General features: G+C 71.0%; 15 protein-coding genes. 7 read left to right on the top strand and 8 right to left on the bottom strand.

Annotation, left to right across the window (positions count from 1 at the left end):
* Positions 1-10 precede the first annotated feature (10 nt).
* Complete coding sequence (locus ABFX50_RS02055; protein WP_346142717.1) at positions 11-736, bottom strand: cobalt-precorrin-6A reductase; 726 nt, start codon at positions 734-736, stop codon at positions 11-13.
* A 20-nt stretch (positions 737-756) separates the two neighbouring features.
* Here ABFX50_RS02055 and ABFX50_RS02050 point away from each other — a divergent pair, with 20 nt between their 5' ends.
* Complete coding sequence (locus tag ABFX50_RS02050) at positions 757-1,806, top strand: cobalt-precorrin-5B (C(1))-methyltransferase (RefSeq protein WP_346142715.1); 1,050 nt, start codon at positions 757-759, stop codon at positions 1,804-1,806.
* On the opposite strand, the gene cobM is transcribed toward ABFX50_RS02050, so the two are convergent.
* Genes cobM through ABFX50_RS02035 form a run of 3 tightly spaced genes read right to left on the bottom strand, consistent with a single transcriptional unit; the run spans position 1,797 to position 4,116 of the window.
* On the bottom strand, positions 1,797-2,543 hold the full coding sequence (gene cobM / locus ABFX50_RS02045) for a precorrin-4 C(11)-methyltransferase (protein ID WP_346142713.1): 747 nt from the start codon (positions 2,541-2,543) through the stop codon (positions 1,797-1,799). The genes ABFX50_RS02050 and cobM overlap by 10 nt on opposite strands.
* Entirely contained in the window at positions 2,540-3,736 is a 1,197-nt protein-coding gene (gene cbiE, locus ABFX50_RS02040) for a precorrin-6y C5,15-methyltransferase (decarboxylating) subunit CbiE (RefSeq protein WP_346142711.1), read from the bottom strand. The genes cobM and cbiE overlap by 4 nt, the downstream gene beginning before the upstream one ends.
* On the bottom strand, positions 3,733-4,116 hold the full coding sequence (locus ABFX50_RS02035) for a pyridoxamine 5'-phosphate oxidase family protein (protein WP_346142709.1): 384 nt from the start codon (positions 4,114-4,116) through the stop codon (positions 3,733-3,735). Before ABFX50_RS02035 ends, cbiE begins: the two co-directional genes overlap by 4 nt.
* 80 nt (positions 4,117-4,196) lie before the next feature.
* On the opposite strand from ABFX50_RS02035, the gene ABFX50_RS02030 reads away from it, so the two are divergent.
* Positions 4,197-5,048: a bifunctional methylenetetrahydrofolate dehydrogenase/methenyltetrahydrofolate cyclohydrolase gene (locus ABFX50_RS02030; RefSeq protein WP_346142707.1), complete on the top strand. Its 852-nt coding sequence runs from the start codon at positions 4,197-4,199 to the stop codon at positions 5,046-5,048.
* Positions 5,049-5,058: 10 nt separating this feature from the next.
* On the opposite strand, the gene murQ is transcribed toward ABFX50_RS02030, so the two are convergent.
* The 3 genes from murQ to ABFX50_RS02015 are packed head-to-tail and all read right to left on the bottom strand — an operon-like array spanning position 5,059 to position 8,274.
* Positions 5,059-5,952 carry an N-acetylmuramic acid 6-phosphate etherase gene (gene murQ, locus ABFX50_RS02025; RefSeq protein ID WP_346142705.1) on the bottom strand — a complete coding sequence of 298 codons (894 nt, stop codon included), beginning with the start codon at positions 5,950-5,952 and terminating at the stop codon, positions 5,059-5,061.
* Positions 5,953-6,010: 58 nt separating this feature from the next.
* Positions 6,011-6,871, bottom strand: coding sequence for a MurR/RpiR family transcriptional regulator (locus ABFX50_RS02020; RefSeq protein WP_312895647.1), 861 nt, complete (start codon positions 6,869-6,871; stop codon positions 6,011-6,013).
* Complete coding sequence (locus tag ABFX50_RS02015; protein WP_346142703.1) at positions 6,868-8,274, bottom strand: glycoside hydrolase family 3 protein; 1,407 nt, start codon at positions 8,272-8,274, stop codon at positions 6,868-6,870. Before ABFX50_RS02015 ends, ABFX50_RS02020 begins: the two co-directional genes overlap by 4 nt.
* A 140-nt stretch (positions 8,275-8,414) precedes the next feature.
* On the opposite strand from ABFX50_RS02015, the gene ABFX50_RS02010 reads away from it, so the two are divergent.
* Both ABFX50_RS02010 and ABFX50_RS02005 read left to right on the top strand, forming a co-directional pair.
* A complete protein-coding gene (locus tag ABFX50_RS02010; RefSeq protein WP_346142701.1) occupies positions 8,415-9,938 on the top strand; it encodes a glycoside hydrolase family 10-like protein in 1,524 nt (507 codons plus the stop codon).
* Positions 9,939-9,944: 6 nt separating this feature from the next.
* Positions 9,945-11,108, top strand: a complete 1,164-nt coding sequence (locus ABFX50_RS02005; RefSeq protein ID WP_346142699.1) for an anhydro-N-acetylmuramic acid kinase — start codon at positions 9,945-9,947, stop codon at positions 11,106-11,108.
* Here ABFX50_RS02005 and ABFX50_RS02000 read toward each other — a convergent pair.
* A complete protein-coding gene (locus tag ABFX50_RS02000; RefSeq protein WP_183650508.1) occupies positions 11,029-11,670 on the bottom strand; it encodes an FHA domain-containing protein in 642 nt (213 codons plus the stop codon). The genes ABFX50_RS02005 and ABFX50_RS02000 overlap by 80 nt on opposite strands.
* A gap of 181 nt (positions 11,671-11,851) precedes the next feature.
* Here ABFX50_RS02000 and ABFX50_RS01995 point away from each other — a divergent pair, with 181 nt between their 5' ends.
* From ABFX50_RS01995 to ABFX50_RS01985, 3 genes are read left to right on the top strand one after another with little or no spacing between them, the layout of a single operon-like run.
* Positions 11,852-12,973: a citrate/2-methylcitrate synthase gene (locus ABFX50_RS01995; RefSeq protein WP_183650505.1), complete on the top strand. Its 1,122-nt coding sequence runs from the start codon at positions 11,852-11,854 to the stop codon at positions 12,971-12,973.
* The gene (locus tag ABFX50_RS01990; protein WP_346126198.1) at positions 12,970-13,263 is read left to right on the top strand and encodes a DUF3017 domain-containing protein; all 294 of its coding nucleotides are present in this window, start codon (positions 12,970-12,972) and stop codon (positions 13,261-13,263) included. Before ABFX50_RS01995 ends, ABFX50_RS01990 begins: the two co-directional genes overlap by 4 nt.
* 51 nt (positions 13,264-13,314) lie before the next feature.
* On the top strand, positions 13,315-14,532 hold the full coding sequence (locus ABFX50_RS01985; RefSeq protein ID WP_183650500.1) for an NADP-dependent isocitrate dehydrogenase: 1,218 nt from the start codon (positions 13,315-13,317) through the stop codon (positions 14,530-14,532).
* Positions 14,533-14,536: the final 4 nt, after the last annotated feature.

Raw genomic sequence — 14,536 nt, 5'->3', positions numbered from 1 at the left:
CCGGAACCTGCTACACCGCGTGGACCCACTCCGCGGCGGCCGCCACGGATTCCACGGCCACCAGGCCTTCGGGGAGCGGCGGTCTGCGGACCACGACCACCGGCAGTCCCGCCTCCTCGAAGGCGTCGAGCTTGGCGACCGTCAGGGCGCCGCCGCTGTCCTTGGTGACCAGCACGTCGAGCCCGTGAGCGCGGATCAGCTCCCGCTCACCCTCGACCGTGTACGGACCGCGCGCCAGCAGTATCAGGAAATTTCGGGGAATGGGTGGCTCGGGGGGATCGACCGATCTGGCCAGGAACCACAGGTCGGTCAGCCCGGCGAACACCGGCATGCTCCGCCGTCCCGTCGTCAGGAACACCCTGCTGCCCACCGAGGGCAGCAGGCGCGCGGCCTCCTCCAGGGAGCCGGCCTGCCGCCATCCCGGCCTGTGCGCCCATCCCGGCCGCCGCAGCACCAGCAAGGGCGTCCCGGTGGTACGGCAGGCTTCCACGGCCGAGGCGGTCATCCTGGCCGCGAAGGGATGCGTGGCGTCCACGACCGCGTCGATCCGCCCTGCGGACAGCCACGCCGCCAGCCCCTCGGCCCCGCCGAAACCGCCGACATGGACCTCGCCCACCGGCAGCCGGGGATCGCGCACCCGTCCCGCCAGCGACGACACCACGTGGACCCGTCCGGAGAGCTCCGCCGCGAGGGCGCGCGCCTCCGCCGTTCCGCCCAGGATCAGAACCCTCCGCATGCGTCCCCCATCCTCGAAGCATGACCACGCCACTGCGTCATGGCTGGACGACCGGCGCCTGCGCGACCGCCGCGACGGCGGCCGCCTACACGGCGCTGCTCACCGGCGACTTCCCCGACCCTGTGACGATCACCCTGCCCAAGGGCCAGCGTCCGGCGTTCGCGCTGGCCAGGGAGTCGCTCGGCGACGGCTTCGCCTCGGCCTCGGTGGTCAAGGACGCGGGCGACGACCCCGACGTGACGCACGGCGCGCTGATCACCTCGACCGTACGGCAGGCCGCCCCCGGCGCCGGCGTCACGTTCGCGGCGGGCCGGGGCGTGGGCACGGTCACCAAGCCGGGCCTGCCCCTGGAGGTGGGGGAGCCCGCCATCAACCCGGTGCCCCGCCGCATGATGGCCGAGCACATCGCGGCCATCGGCGGCCACGGCGACGTCGTGGTGGAGATCTCCGTCGAGCACGGTGAGGAGCTGGCCAGGCGCACCTGGAATCCCAGGCTCGGCATCCTGGGCGGGCTGTCGATCCTCGGGACGACGGGCATCGTCGTGCCGTACTCGTGCTCGGCCTGGATCGACAGCATCCGCAGGGGCGTGGACGTGGCCATCGCCGCAGGCCGTACGCACGTGGCGGGGTGCACGGGCAGCACCTCCGAGCGCGTGGCGGCCGAGCTGTACGGCCTGCCCGACGACGCGCTGCTCGACATGGGCGACTTCGCGGGGGCGGTGCTGAAGTACCTGCGCCGCCACCCCGTGCCCAGGCTGACGATCGCGGGCGGCGTGGGCAAGCTGTCCAAGCTCGCCGACGGCCACCTCGACCTGCACTCGGGCCGCTCGCAGGTGAACCTGGGCCTGCTGGCGGGGCTGGTCGCCGCGCCGGAGCTGGCCGAGCGCATCAGGGGCGCCAACACCGCCCTGCACGCGCTGCGCCTGGCCGAGGAGGCGGGCGAGCCGCTGGGTGACCTGGTGGCCGAGCGGGCCCACGCCACCGCGGCGGGAGTGCTGCGCGGCGCGCCCGTCGAGGTGGACGTCGTGGTGATCGACAGAGCGGGGACGATCGTGGGCCGTCACGGCTGACGGCATCGCTCGGCGGAGTAGAGGTGGCTGTCAGGGAAGTGCGTGGCGGTCAGCACCCTGCCCACGACGATCACCGCGGTCCTGACCACGCCCGCCTCGCTCACCTTGGCGGCGATGTCGGCGAGCGTGCCCCTGATGACCAGCTCGTCCTCGCGGCTGGCCCTGGCCACGACCGCCACGGGACACTCGGCCCCGTAACCGGGCACGAGTTCCTGCGCCACCTGCGCGATCCGCTGGACGGCCAGGTGCAGCACCATCGTGGCGCCGCTCGCCGAGAGCGTCGTCAGGTCCTCTCCCGGCGGCATCGGGGTGGCCCGTGCCGACGTGCGGGTCAGGATGATCGTCTGCCCGACGCCTGGCACGGTCAGCTCCCTGCCCAGCGTCGCCGCGGCGGCGGCGAACGCGGGCACCCCCGGCACCACCTCGTACGGCACGCCGATCGCGTCCAGCCGCCGCATCTGCTCGGCCATCGCGCTGAACACCGAAGGGTCGCCGGAGTGCAGCCTGGCCACGTCCAGCCCCTGGGCATGGGCGGCGGCGAGCTCGGCGACGATCTCGTCGAGCGTGAGGTTCGCCGTGTCGACCAGGCGGGCGCCCTGGGGGCACGACTCCAGCAGCTCGCCTGGCACCAGCGAACCGGCGTACAGGCACACGGGGGAGGACTCGATCAGCCGCAGGCCGCGAAGCGTGATCAGATCCGCCGCGCCGGGGCCCGCGCCGATGAAGTGGACGGTCACGTGCGGCTCTCCTTGGTCGCTGTCCAGATGGTCACCGGCATCATGCTCCGCCAGCCCGTGAAGCCGCCCACGGGGGCGGCCCTGCTGACCGACAGGCGGACCAGGTCGCCGCCGTGCCTGCCGTACCAGCCGGTCAGGACGGACTCCGACTCCAGCGTGACGGCGTTGGCCACCAGCCTGCCGCCCCGCGGCAGGGCGGCCCAGCAGGTCTCGAGCAGTCCGGGGAGGGTCGCGCCCCCGCCGACGAACACCGCCGAGGGCGTCGGCAGTCCCTCCAGCGCCTCGGGCGCCCTGCCCGTGACCACCCGCAGGCCGGGCACGCCGAGCGCGGCGGCGTTGCGCGCGATCCTGGCCGCGCGATCCTGGCGGCTCTCCACCGCGACCGCCCTGCATGACGGATGGGTGCGCATCCACTCGATCGCGACGCTGCCCGCCCCCGCGCCGACGTCCCACAGCGACTGGCCGGGCAGCGGCGCGAGACGCGCCAGGCTGACCGCGCGCACCTCGCGCTTGGTGAGCTGCCCGTCGTGCTCGAAGGCGTCGTCGGGCAGCCCCGGCACCAGCGGCAGCGGCACGGTCCCCTGGTCGGCCACGCACTCGACGGCGACCACGTTCAGCTCCTCGCCCTTGGCCTCCCATGCGGCGGCGAGGCCCGTCACCCGTGACTCCTCCGCCGAGCCGAGCCGTGACAGCACGTGCAGGACGCTCGCGCCGTAGCCGTGCTCTCGCAGCAGCTCCGCCACCTGGACGGGGCCCTGCCCGTCGGCCGTGAGCACCAGCAGCCTGCGCCCCGGCAGCACGGCAGCGCGCAGCGCGTCGAGCGGACGGCCGACGAGGCTGACGACCGGCGTCTCCTCGACGGGCCATGCCAGCCGCGCGCAGGCCAGCGAGAGGCTGGAGGGATGCGGCAGGATGCGCAGGTTCTCCGGGCCGACCGTCCCAGCCAGCGTCGCGCCGATGCCGAAGAACATCGGATCGCCGCTGGCCAGCACGCAGGTGCCGGGCTCGGAGACGAGGCCGGGCAGCGAAGGCAGCAGCGGCGAGGGCCAGCGCACCTTCCTGGCGCCGGTCCCGGGCACGAGGTCGAGCTGGCGGGCCGAGCCGACCAGCACGGCCGCCTCGGAGATCGCCTGCCTCGCGGCGGGCGGGAGGCCGTCCCAGCCGTCGGCGCCCACGCCGACGACGGTGATCACACGTTGCCCAGGGTGTTCGTGATCGTGATCTCGATCACCACGCGGTCGGGGTTGGGACGCGGCGGCTTGTAGCGGGCGGTGTAGCGGGCCTCGGCGTCGGCGACCTGGTCGGGCTCGGTGCGCAGCACGGCCGTCCCCTCGAGGGTGGACCAGCGCCGCCCGTCGACCTGGCAGAGCGCGACCAGGGCGCCGCCGGCGACCAGGCGGGCCTTGTGGGAGCGACCCGACGTGATGACCCTGGCGATCCCCGCCTCCAGGTCGAGCGTCGCGCCCACCGGCACCACATGGGGTGTGCCGTCGGGGCGGACCGTGGTCAGCGTGCACAGGTGCCGCTCCCGCCAGAATGCGGCGAACTCCGCTCCCCGCGCGGCCAGATCCACCTTCGCCCCTTCCGTCCGTTTCTCGTGCACGGGCCAGCGTAGCGACCGGCCCACGGGGACGTTCTGGAAGGATGGGGGACATGAGCGCAGCGAAACTCGACGGCAAGGCCACCGCGGCCAAGATCAAGGCGGACCTCACCACGCGGGTGGCCGCGCTCAAGGAGCGTGGCGTCGTCCCGGGGCTCGGCACCGTGCTGGTCGGCGACGACCCCGGCAGCCAGATCTACGTGGCGGGCAAGCACCGCGACTGCGCGGAGGTCGGCATCGCCTCCATCCGCGTCGACCTGCCGGAGAGCGCCTCCCAGGCCGACGTCGAGGGCGCTCTCGACGAGCTCAACGCCTCACCCTCGTGCACCGGCTACATCGTCCAGCTCCCGCTGCCCAGGCACCTCGACACCATGGCCCTGCTCGAGCGCATGGACCCCGCCAAGGACGCCGACGGCCTGCACCCGGTCAACCTCGGCCGCCTGGTGCACATGGTCGACGCGCCGCTGCCGTGCACGCCGCACGGCATCGTGCTGCTGCTCCAGGAGTACGGCGTGCCGCTGAAGGGCGCCGACGTCGTGGTCGTCGGGCGCGGCATCACGGTGGGGCGCTCGCTCGGCCTGCTGCTGACCCGCCGCAGCGAGAACGCCACCGTGACCCTCTGCCACACGGGCACCGCCGACCTGGCCTCGCACGTGCGCCGCGCCGACGTCGTCGTGGCGGCGGCAGGGGTTCCAGGGCTCATCACGGCCGACATGGTCAAGCCGGGCGCCGCGGTGCTCGACGTGGGCGTGTCGCGGGTCGACGGCAAGATCGCCGGTGACGTGGCGGCGGACGTGGCCGAGGTCGCGGGCTTCCTCACCCCGAACCCCGGCGGCGTGGGCCCCATGACCCGCGCCCTGCTGCTGTCCAACGTGGTGGAGGCGGCCGAGCGCTCCCTCGCCTAGCCGTACGGGATCAGAAGGAGCGCAGCGCCTCGCGGAGGTTGCCCGACGTGCGGGCGAGGGCTTCGCGGGCCTGGTCGGGGTCGGCGCCGGTCAGCAGCATGATGACCGCCGTCGGCACCGAGCCCTCCGCCGCCTGCAGCGCGGGTTCGACCTCCGCGTCCGGCAGCCCCGTGATCGACGAGACCAGGTCGTGCGCGCGCGCCCACAGCTTCTCGTTCGAGGCCACCAGGTGCGTCATCAGGTTGCCGTGCGTGCGTCCGAGCCTGACCATCGTCAACGTCGAGATCATGTTGCAGACCAGCTTCTGCGCCGTTCCCGACTTGAGCCTGGTCGAGCCGGTCAGGAACTCGGGCCCCACCACCACCTCGATGGCGATCTCCGCGGCCTCGCCGAGCGGGGAGCCCTCGTTGCAGGCCACCCCGACGGTCATCGCGCCCAGGGCCCTGGCGTGCCGCACGCCGCCCACCGCGTACGGCGTGCGTCCGCTGGCCGAGATGCCCACCACCGCGTCGGCGGCCGACAGGGAGACCTCCGTCAGGTCGGAGACGGCGAGCGCGGCGGAGTCCTCCGCCCCTTCCACGGCCACCGCGAAGGCCGAGGGGCCACCGGCGATCAGCGCGAACACCTCCTCGGGCGTCGTGCCGAAGGTGGGGCCGCACTCGCTGGCGTCCAGCATGCCGATGCGCCCCGCCGTGCCCGCTCCGAGGTAGATCAGCCTGCCGCCCTCCCGCATCCGCGCGGAGACGGCGTCCACGGCGGCGGCGATCCGCGCCGACTGTCCCGCCACCGCGGTGGGGACCAGCGCGTCCTGTTCGCCCATGCGCCTGACCAGGTCGAGTGTGCTGAGCCCGTCGAGATCGTCGAGGCCGGGCAGCTGCTGCTCGGTGACGAGATCGCGCAACATGATTCCCCCGTGGAATGGCGAAAATCTAATCAGCAAAGACTATAGATGAAAATTTCCTTCATCGGGTTCTGAAAACCTTGAGCGCCTCCCTGGTCGCCCGCAGAGCCGTCTCGGAGCTGTCGAAGGTGCGCTGGGCGAGCCCGACGAAGATGCAGTCCACGATCAGCAGCTGGCTGATCCTGCTGGCCAGCGCCCCAGGACGGAAGGCGGTCTCCCGCCCCGCCGACACCAGCACGTGGTCGGCCACCTGGGCGAGCGACGAGCGGGGGTTGTTGGTGATGGCCACCGCCAGCGCGCCGGACTCCTTCGCCGTCCTGGTCGGCACGATCACGTCCGTGGTCTCGCCCGAGCAGCTCACCGCCACCACGACATCGCCTTCGCGCAGCAGCGCGGCGCTGGTCAGCGCGAGGTGCGCGTCGCTGAAGGGATGGCTGGACAGGCCGATGCGCATGAGCTTGTGCGCCAGGTCGGCCGCGACCAGGCCCGACGCGCCGACGCCGTAGACGTTGATCCTGCGCGCGGCGGCGATCGCCGCCACCACCTCGCCGAGCTGTTCGGGCACCAGCTGCTCGGCGGTGTCGGACAGCGCGTCGACCTCCGCCCTGGTCACCTTGGCGATCACGTCGGTGAGCGGGTCGTCGGGGCCGAGGTCGCCCGGCACCAGCCGCTCGGGCGTCTCTCTGGCCACCGCTCCCGCCAGCGCGAAGCGGAGCTGGGAGTAGCCGGAGTAGCCGAGCGCGCGGGCGGTGCGCACGATCGTCGCCTCGCTCGTGCCGGAGACGGCGCTGAACTCCGTGATCGTGCTGCGCACGACCACGCCGGGGTCATCCAGGATGATCTTGGCGATGGCCTGGGCCGCGGGGGTGAGCGAAGGGAGCACCGCCCGCACCTGCAGGACGGGGTTCACGGGCTCGTTCATCGGGTCAGCCACTGGGCCGCCGCCTTGGCCGAGACCTTGGAGATGCCGTTCGTGGCGATGTAGGTGGCGCCCGCGGGCTCGGCGGGGATGCCCGTCTCCACGACGATCACATCGGGGCGGCGCCGTACGGCCTCCGCCACCGTCTCCCGCACCCACGGGTGGCGCGCCGCGTCGTGGATGACCAGCACCACAGGCTGGTCGCCCAGCTCGGAGGGGAGCTTGCCGACGCGCGTGGTGCCCGGCAGCAGCTCGCCGAGCGCGGCGGCGAGCCCGGTGGGCGTGTCGGGGTCGATGGCCTGGTTGTGCCTGGTGTTGACCTCCACGACGAGCGGCGCGGTGGTCAGCCTGGCCTCGCCCGTGATGGTGAGCGCCCTGCGCGCCGCCTCGAGCCCCGCCCCGTCGTCGGCCTCCACCTCGGACCGCTGCGCGCGGTGCCACTCCGAGAGGGCCAGGACCCTGCCCGCGGCCTCGGCCAGACGCTCCTCCCGCAGCGAGCCGTCCCTGACGGCCGCCACGATCGCGTCGCGGATCTCGTACAGGCCCTCCGCGGTGACCAGGCCCGCGCAGATCGCGTCGACGCCCGCGTTGAGCGCGCGCACCGCGATCTCACCGGGGGGATACATCGCCGCGACGGCCTTCATCTCGATCGCGTCGGTGACCACCATCCCGTCGAAGCCCAGCTCCTCACGCAGCAGCCCGGTCAGGATGGTACGGCTGAGCGTCGCGGGCCCCTCCGGATCGAGCGCGGGGATCAGCAGGTGCGCCGACATCACGGAGCGCACCCCCGCCCTGATCGCCGCCTCGAAGGGCGGCAGGTCGCGGGCGCAGAGCTGGTCGAGCGAGGCGTGCACGGTCGGCAGCTCCAGGTGGGAGTCGGCGACGGTGTCGCCGTGTCCTGGGAAGTGCTTGGCGCAGGCGGCCACGCCCGCCGCCTGCACGCCCTTGACATAGGCCACGGAGTGGCGCGCGACCAGCTCGGGGGTCGGGCCGAAGGAGCGGATGCCGATCACCGGGTTGGCCGGGTTGGCGTTGACGTCCACCGAGGGGGCGTAATTGAGTGTGATGCCCGTCTCGGCGAGCAGCCGTCCGATCTGCCGGCCCACCCGCTCGGTCAGCGCCACGTCGTCGACCACGCCGAGCGCCCTGTTGCCGGGGAAGGAGCTGCCCTCGCGGGCCTCCAACCTGGTGACGACCCCGCCCTCCTCGTCGATGGCGACCACCACCGCGGGGTTCTCCGCCCGCAGCTCGGCCACCAGTCCCGCGGTGCCGGGGGAGACGTTGCGGGCGAAGAGCACGGCCCCGCCGAGCCCGTCGGAAAGCGCCTTCTTCAGCCAGTCGGGGGCGGTGGTCCCCTCGAAGCCTGGCTGGAGTACCGCCATGGCGAGTCGATACAGGTCAGTCACGAGACCTCCTTCATGGGCCTCATGACCAAACAGTGGTGTCTGCTCATGGCGGCATTTTCCTTCATGATTATTGATCTGAAGGTAATTTTCTGCCATCGTCGCCCTCGAACACAACCACCTCCCCCCGAGAGGCGCCCCCCATGCCCACGAGAAGGACCGTCCTGAAGGGTCTCGCTCTGGCCGCGGCCGCTTCGGTCGTCCCGCTGCCCGCCTTCGCCGAGCCCGACTACGTGCCGCCGCTGCGACAGATGCGCGGCATGTGGATCGCCTCCGTCGTCAACATCAACTGGCCGTCGAAGCCGGGGCTGAGCGCCGAGCAGCAGAAGGCGGAGTACCTGGCGTGGCTCGACCTGGCGGTCTCGCGCAAGCTCAACTCGGTGTTCGTGCAGATCAGGCCGACCGCTGACGCCTTCTGGCCGTCGCCGTACGAGCCGTGGTCGCAGTATCTGACCGGCGTGCAGGGGCAGGACCCCGGTTACGACCCGCTCGGTTTCGCCGTGGAGGAGACGCACAAGCGGGGGCTCACCTTCCACGCGTGGTTCAACCCCTACCGGGTCTCCATGCAGGCCGACCCCTCCAAGCTGCACCCCTCCCACCCGGGCAGGCAGCATCCCGAGTGGATCCTGCCCTTCGGCGGCAAGCTCTACTACAACCCGGGCATCCCCGAGGTCCGGAAGTTCTGCCAGGACGCGATGCTCGACGCGCTGACCCGCTACGACATCGACGGCCTGCACTTCGACGACTACTTCTACCCGACGAACACCACCGCCTTCGACGACGCGGCCACCTTCGCCACGTACGGCGCGGGCTTCCCCGACCTGGCCACGTGGCGCAGGAACAACGTCGACCTGATGGTCTCGGAGATGCAGCAGCGGGTGCGCGAGGCCAAGCCCGAGGTGGCGTGGGGCATCAGCCCCTCCGGCATCTGGCGCAACAAGGCCAGCGACCCCCTCGGCTCGGAGACGAACGGCGGCCAGTCCTACGACAACCTGCACGCCGACACCCGCGGCTGGGTCAAGAAGGGCTGGCTCGACTACATCGCGCCCCAGCTCTACTGGTACATCGGCCAGCCGCCCGCCGACTACTCCAAGCTCGTCCCGTGGTGGTCGAACGTGGCCGACGGCACCGGCACGATGCTCTGGATCGGCCAGGCCGCCTACAAGGCGGGCGACCCCGCGCAGGCGCCGCAGTGGCAGGACCCCGCCGAGCTGTCCAAGCACCTGACCCTCAACAGGTCGCACCCGCAGATCGGCGGCGACATCTGGTACAACGCCAACGACCTGCGCGCCGACCGCATCGGCTCGATCAGCACCGCGGTGCGCGACCACTACCAGCGGCCCGCGCTCCCGCCCCTGCTGCCCAGGCTGGCCGACGGCGAGAAGCCCCATCGGCCGGTGATCGCCCACGTGCGCAGGGTCCAGGGCGGTGTGGAACTGCACCTGGTCGCGACGGGCAGGCACGAGCCCTTCCTGTTCGCGATCTTCAGGTCCGCCGACGAGATTGACGCCTTCGACGACGCCCGTCACCTCGTGGCGGTCATCCCCGGCGACAGGCTCGTGCGCTGGACCGACGCCGAGGGTAAGAAGGGTGACCACTACTACGCCGTGGCGGTCGACAGGGTCAGCAGGACCAGCCGCCCCAGCCGCGGACGACAGGTCAGGTAGGTCCGTATGCGGGTTCTCGGCCTCATGTCAGGCACCTCCCACGACGGCATCGACAGCGCGATCGTCGACTGGTCGATGGAGGACGGCACGCTCACCGGAGTGATCACCCACACCGGTGAGAGGCCGTACCCGGCCGAGCTGAGAGCCCGCGTCAAGGCCGCACTCCCGCCGGCGACGGTGTCGATGGGCGAGGTGTGCGCGCTCGACACGCTCATCGGCCAGGCCTTCGCCGAGGCGGCGCTCTCGGCGGGCCCGGCCGACCTGGTCTGCTCGCATGGCCAGACCCTCTTCCACTGGGTCTCCGACGGACGGGTCCACGGCACGCTGCAGCTCGGCCAGCCCGCCTGGATCGCCGAGCGCACCGGCCTGCCCGTGGTGTCGGACCTGCGCGTGCGGGACGTGGCGGCAGGAGGGCAGGGCGCGCCCCTCGTCTCCTACCTCGACCAGCTCCTCATCAAGGGAGTGCAGGGCAGGGGCGGGGCGCTCAACCTGGGCGGCATCGCGAACCTCACCACGCCGGAGACCGCCTATGACACCGGCCCCGCCTGCGCGCTGATCGACGCGGCGGCCCCGCCGTACGACAGGGACGGCGCGCTGGCGGAGGCGGGCACGGTCGACGAGCGGCTGCTCGCCGAGCTGCTGGCCGAGCCGTACTACCGGCAGGACCCGCCCAAGACCACGGGCAAGGAGCTGTTCACCCCCGGCTATGTCACCTCGGACCTGCCGCAGGCCGACCTCGTGGCGACGCTGACCGCGCTGACCGCCAGGACGGTCGCCGCCGAGATCGACAGGCACGCGCTCGACACCGTCATCGTGTCGGGCGGCGGCGTGCGCAACCCGGCGCTGATGCGGATGCTCGCCGCCATGACGAAGGCACGGCTGGTGCCGAGCGACGCCCTCGGCATCCCTTCGGACGCCAAGGAGGCCATCGCCTTCTCCCTGTTCGGCTGGCTGACCGCGCACGGTCTCGCGGCCACGGTGCCGAGCTGCACGGGCGCGTCGGGCCCGCGCGTGCTCGGCACCATCACTCCGGGATCCGGACCACTCAGGCTGCCGGAACCCCTCGCCGAAGCACCGGTCGCCGTTCGGGTCAGGAGGCTCGGCGACCCGCGGGCTGGCTCTCCTGGGACGTTCCAGAACGCTGGGGCGGCACCACCGGCGTCGGCCTGACCAGCCCGAGCGCCACCACCTCGTTGGCCAGCCGCGTGCGGCGGTTGGTGCCCTCAGGGATTCTGAACTTCTGGTAAAGCCTGAGCAGGTGCTGTTTGACCGCGGCCTCGGTCACCACCAGGTCGTCGGCGATCTCGCGCGCCGTGGCGGGGGCGACGAACGCCTCGTCCGACAGGGCCGGCCTGCACAGCGACGTGAGCACGTCGACCTCTCGCCTGGTCAGCTCGGGCGCGGCAGCCCTGCGGAGCTCGACCTCCGGTGTGAAGTCCTCTCGTGGCACTCCTCCGATGCGCCCGCGCGCCGCGCCGAAGGAGACGACGTCGCCGTCGTCAAGGACCCTCCGGGCGATCGGCCTCCCGTTCACCCGCGTGCCGTTGCGGGACAGGCCCAGATCAACGACATACAGGTACGGCCCGCGCCGTACGAACTCAGCGTGGAGCCGAGACACGCTTGGATCGGTCAGCCGGATGTCGACGCCCCGGCCCCTCCCCACGGTCGTGATCTCGGGACGCAACGGGACCACCTCGCCAGTGTCCTCGATGCGTATGAAGGGCCCCTCCACGGCAGTTCCTCCCCAGGTAGCCCGCCGTTACTGTAACTACAGCTCCGGCTTACCCAAACGAAGGGATGCGGAATCGCCTTTGCCATAAGGAGAATCCGGCGTGAAATTGGTCTGGACCTCTGCGGACGGTTTTACCTGCTCACGGGTAGACTTCGGACGAAGATAAGCGGAGGAAACACACATGGCGGACAAGCCCACAAAAGGCCTGGCCGATGTCGTAGCCGCGTCCACAGCGCTGAGTGACATCGACGGCAAGGCCGGTCGCCTCTTCTATCGTGGATACGACATCCATGACCTGGCGGGCCGCGCGACGTTCGAAGAGACCGCCTACCTGTTGCAGCGGGGAAAGCTGCCCACCCGTGACGAGCTGGCCGCCTACGGCGCCGAGCTCGTCAGGGGTCGCGAGCTGGGCGCTCTGGTCTCGGCCAACATCTCCGAGGTGGCCGAGAAGCAGAAACCGATGGAGGCGCTGCGCACGCTCGTCTCCCTCGCCAGCGCCGACGACCCCGACCGCGACTCCATCGAGGCCGAGGCCGACCTGCGCAAGGCCGCCCGCCTGACCGCCCAGCAGCCGCTCCTTGTCGCGCGCTACCACGCCGCGCGCTCGGGCGGGAGCCTTCCCGACCCCGATCCCGACCTGAGCATCGCGGGCAACTTCCTGCTGCAGGTCACGGGGGAGCGGCCCACCGCGCGCCAGGTAGAGATCTTCGACGCCTGCCTGGTCCTGCACGCCGACCACACGATGAACGCCTCCACGTTCGCCGCCCGCGTCTGCGCCGCGACCCTGTCGGACATGCACTCGGCCATCGTCGCCGCGATCGGCACCCTGAAGGGCCCGCTGCACGGCGGCGCGAACGAGCAGGTCATGAAGACGCTGGAGTCGCTCGACCCGTCCCAGGTGGCCCAGTCGGTGCGCGACAAGCTGGCGGCGGGCGAGAAGATCATGGGCTTCGGCCACCGCGTGTACAAGACCGAGGACCCCCGCGCCACGCACCTGCGCAAGATGTCGGAGGAACTGGCCGCCGGGTCGGGCGACGACACGTACTACCGGATGTCGAAGGAGATGGAGGAGGTCGTCTTCGAGACCAAGAGCCTCTATCCCAACGTCGACTTCTACGCCGCCACCGTCTACCACTACCTTGGCATCCCGACCGACCTGTTCACGCCGGTCTTCTCGATCAGCCGCATGTCCGGATGGACCGCGCACGTGATCGAGCAGCACGCGGACAACCGTTTGATCCGGCCGGACAGTGAGTACATCGGAGAGCGTGAACAGAAGTGGAAGCCTATTGACGAGCGATGAACCGAACCGCTGAGCGTTGGGGGCCGTACCCGCTGGTGATGGCGGGTGCGGTTCTTGGCGTGCTCGCGATCTTCCTGGTCGACGCCGAGTGGGGCGGGTTCGCGCTGGGAGCGGTGCTCCTGGTGGCGGCCGCCGTTCGTTTCGCAGGGTACGGCGGGGCGCTTGCCGTACGCACGAAGAACGTTGACGCTCCCACGCTGGCGGTGCTCGGAGCTGCGCTGGTCGTCACCGCGCTCTTCCTCGAGTACCCCGACTTGAAGGCGCAACTCCTGGCCCTTTTCGGCCGGTGACCACGCCTCAGATAACCTCAACCCATATTTTCACGAAGGGGAACCATACGCATGCCCAAGATCAAGGTAGAGGGCCCCGTCGTCGAGCTTGACGGCGACGAGATGACCCGGATCATCTGGCAGTTCATCAAGGACCAGTTGATCCTTCCCTACCTCGACGTCGATCTGAAGTACTACGACCTCGGCATCGAGCACCGTGACGCCACCGATGACCAGGTCACCATCGACGCCGCCAACGCCATCAAGAAGTACGGGGTGGGCGTCAAGTGCGCGACCATCACTCCCGACGAGGCCAGGGTGGAGGAGTTCGGCCTCAAGAAGATGTGGAAGTCCCCGAACGGGACCATCCGTAACATCCTCGGCGGTGTCATCTTCCGCGAGCCGATCATCATGTCGAACGTGCCGCGCCTGGTGCCGGGCTGGACCAAGCCGATCGTCGTCGGCCGTCACGCCTTCGGCGACCAGTACCGCGCCACCGACCTGAAGATCCCCGGCGAGGGCACCCTCACCCTCACCTACACGCCGAAGGACGGCTCCGAGCCGATCGAGATCGACGTGTACGACTTCCCCGGCCCCGGCATCGCCATGGCGATGTACAACCTGGACGAGTCGATCCGCGACTTCGCCCGCGCGTCCATGCGCTACGGCCTCAACCGCGGCTACCCCGTCTACCTGTCCACGAAGAACACGATCCTGAAGGCCTACGACGGCCGCTTCAAGGACATCTTCGCCGAGGTCTTCGAGACCGAGTTCAAGGCCGACTTCGACGCCGCCGGGCTCACCTACGAGCACCGCCTCATCGACGACATGGTCGCCGCGGCCATGAAGTGGGAGGGCGGCTACGTCTGGGCGGCCAAGAACTACGACGGCGACGTCCAGTCCGACACCGTCGCGCAGGGCTTCGGCTCGCTCGGCCTCATGACCTCCGTCCTCATGACCCCAGACGGCCAGACCGTCGAGGCCGAGGCCGCTCACGGCACGGTGACCCGTCACTACCGTGAGCACCAGAAGGGCAACCCCACCTCCACGAACCCGATCGCGTCGATCTTCGCGTGGACCCGTGGCCTGCAGCACCGCGGCAAGCTCGACAACACCCCCGCGGTGATCGACTTCGCCGAGAAGCTGGAGGAGGTCTGCGTCGAGACCGTCGAGAGCGGTCAGATGACCAAGGACCTGGCCCTGCTGGTCGGCGGCGACGCCAAGTGGCTCACCACCCAGGACTTCCTGGCGGCGCTGGACGAGAACCTCAAGAAGAAGATGTCTCTCTAGTCGA

Origin of the sequence: Nonomuraea recticatena (assembly GCF_039533245.1) — a bacterium.
Classification (GTDB): domain Bacteria; phylum Actinomycetota; class Actinomycetes; order Streptosporangiales; family Streptosporangiaceae; genus Nonomuraea; species Nonomuraea roseola.
This window is presented reverse-complemented; position numbering and strand designations above follow the sequence as displayed.

Excerpts from the sequence above, each read along its gene's own strand:
- murQ (WP_346142705.1), bottom strand. The coding sequence starts at position 5,952 with ATGTTGCGCGATCTCGTCACCGAGCAGCAGCTGCCCGGCCTCGACGAT.
- ABFX50_RS02055 (WP_346142717.1), bottom strand. The coding sequence starts at position 736 with ATGCGGAGGGTTCTGATCCTGGGCGGAACGGCGGAGGCGCGCGCCCTC.
- ABFX50_RS02010 (WP_346142701.1), top strand. The coding sequence starts at position 8,415 with ATGCCCACGAGAAGGACCGTCCTGAAGGGTCTCGCTCTGGCCGCGGCC.
- ABFX50_RS02020 (WP_312895647.1), bottom strand. The coding sequence starts at position 6,871 with ATGAACGAGCCCGTGAACCCCGTCCTGCAGGTGCGGGCGGTGCTCCCT.
- ABFX50_RS01990 (WP_346126198.1), top strand. The coding sequence starts at position 12,970 with ATGAACCGAACCGCTGAGCGTTGGGGGCCGTACCCGCTGGTGATGGCG.
- ABFX50_RS02005 (WP_346142699.1), top strand. The coding sequence starts at position 9,945 with ATGCGGGTTCTCGGCCTCATGTCAGGCACCTCCCACGACGGCATCGAC.
- ABFX50_RS01995 (WP_183650505.1), top strand. The coding sequence starts at position 11,852 with ATGGCGGACAAGCCCACAAAAGGCCTGGCCGATGTCGTAGCCGCGTCC.
- ABFX50_RS02030 (WP_346142707.1), top strand. The coding sequence starts at position 4,197 with ATGAGCGCAGCGAAACTCGACGGCAAGGCCACCGCGGCCAAGATCAAG.
- ABFX50_RS01985 (WP_183650500.1), top strand. The coding sequence starts at position 13,315 with ATGCCCAAGATCAAGGTAGAGGGCCCCGTCGTCGAGCTTGACGGCGAC.
- ABFX50_RS02050 (WP_346142715.1), top strand. The coding sequence starts at position 757 with ATGACCACGCCACTGCGTCATGGCTGGACGACCGGCGCCTGCGCGACC.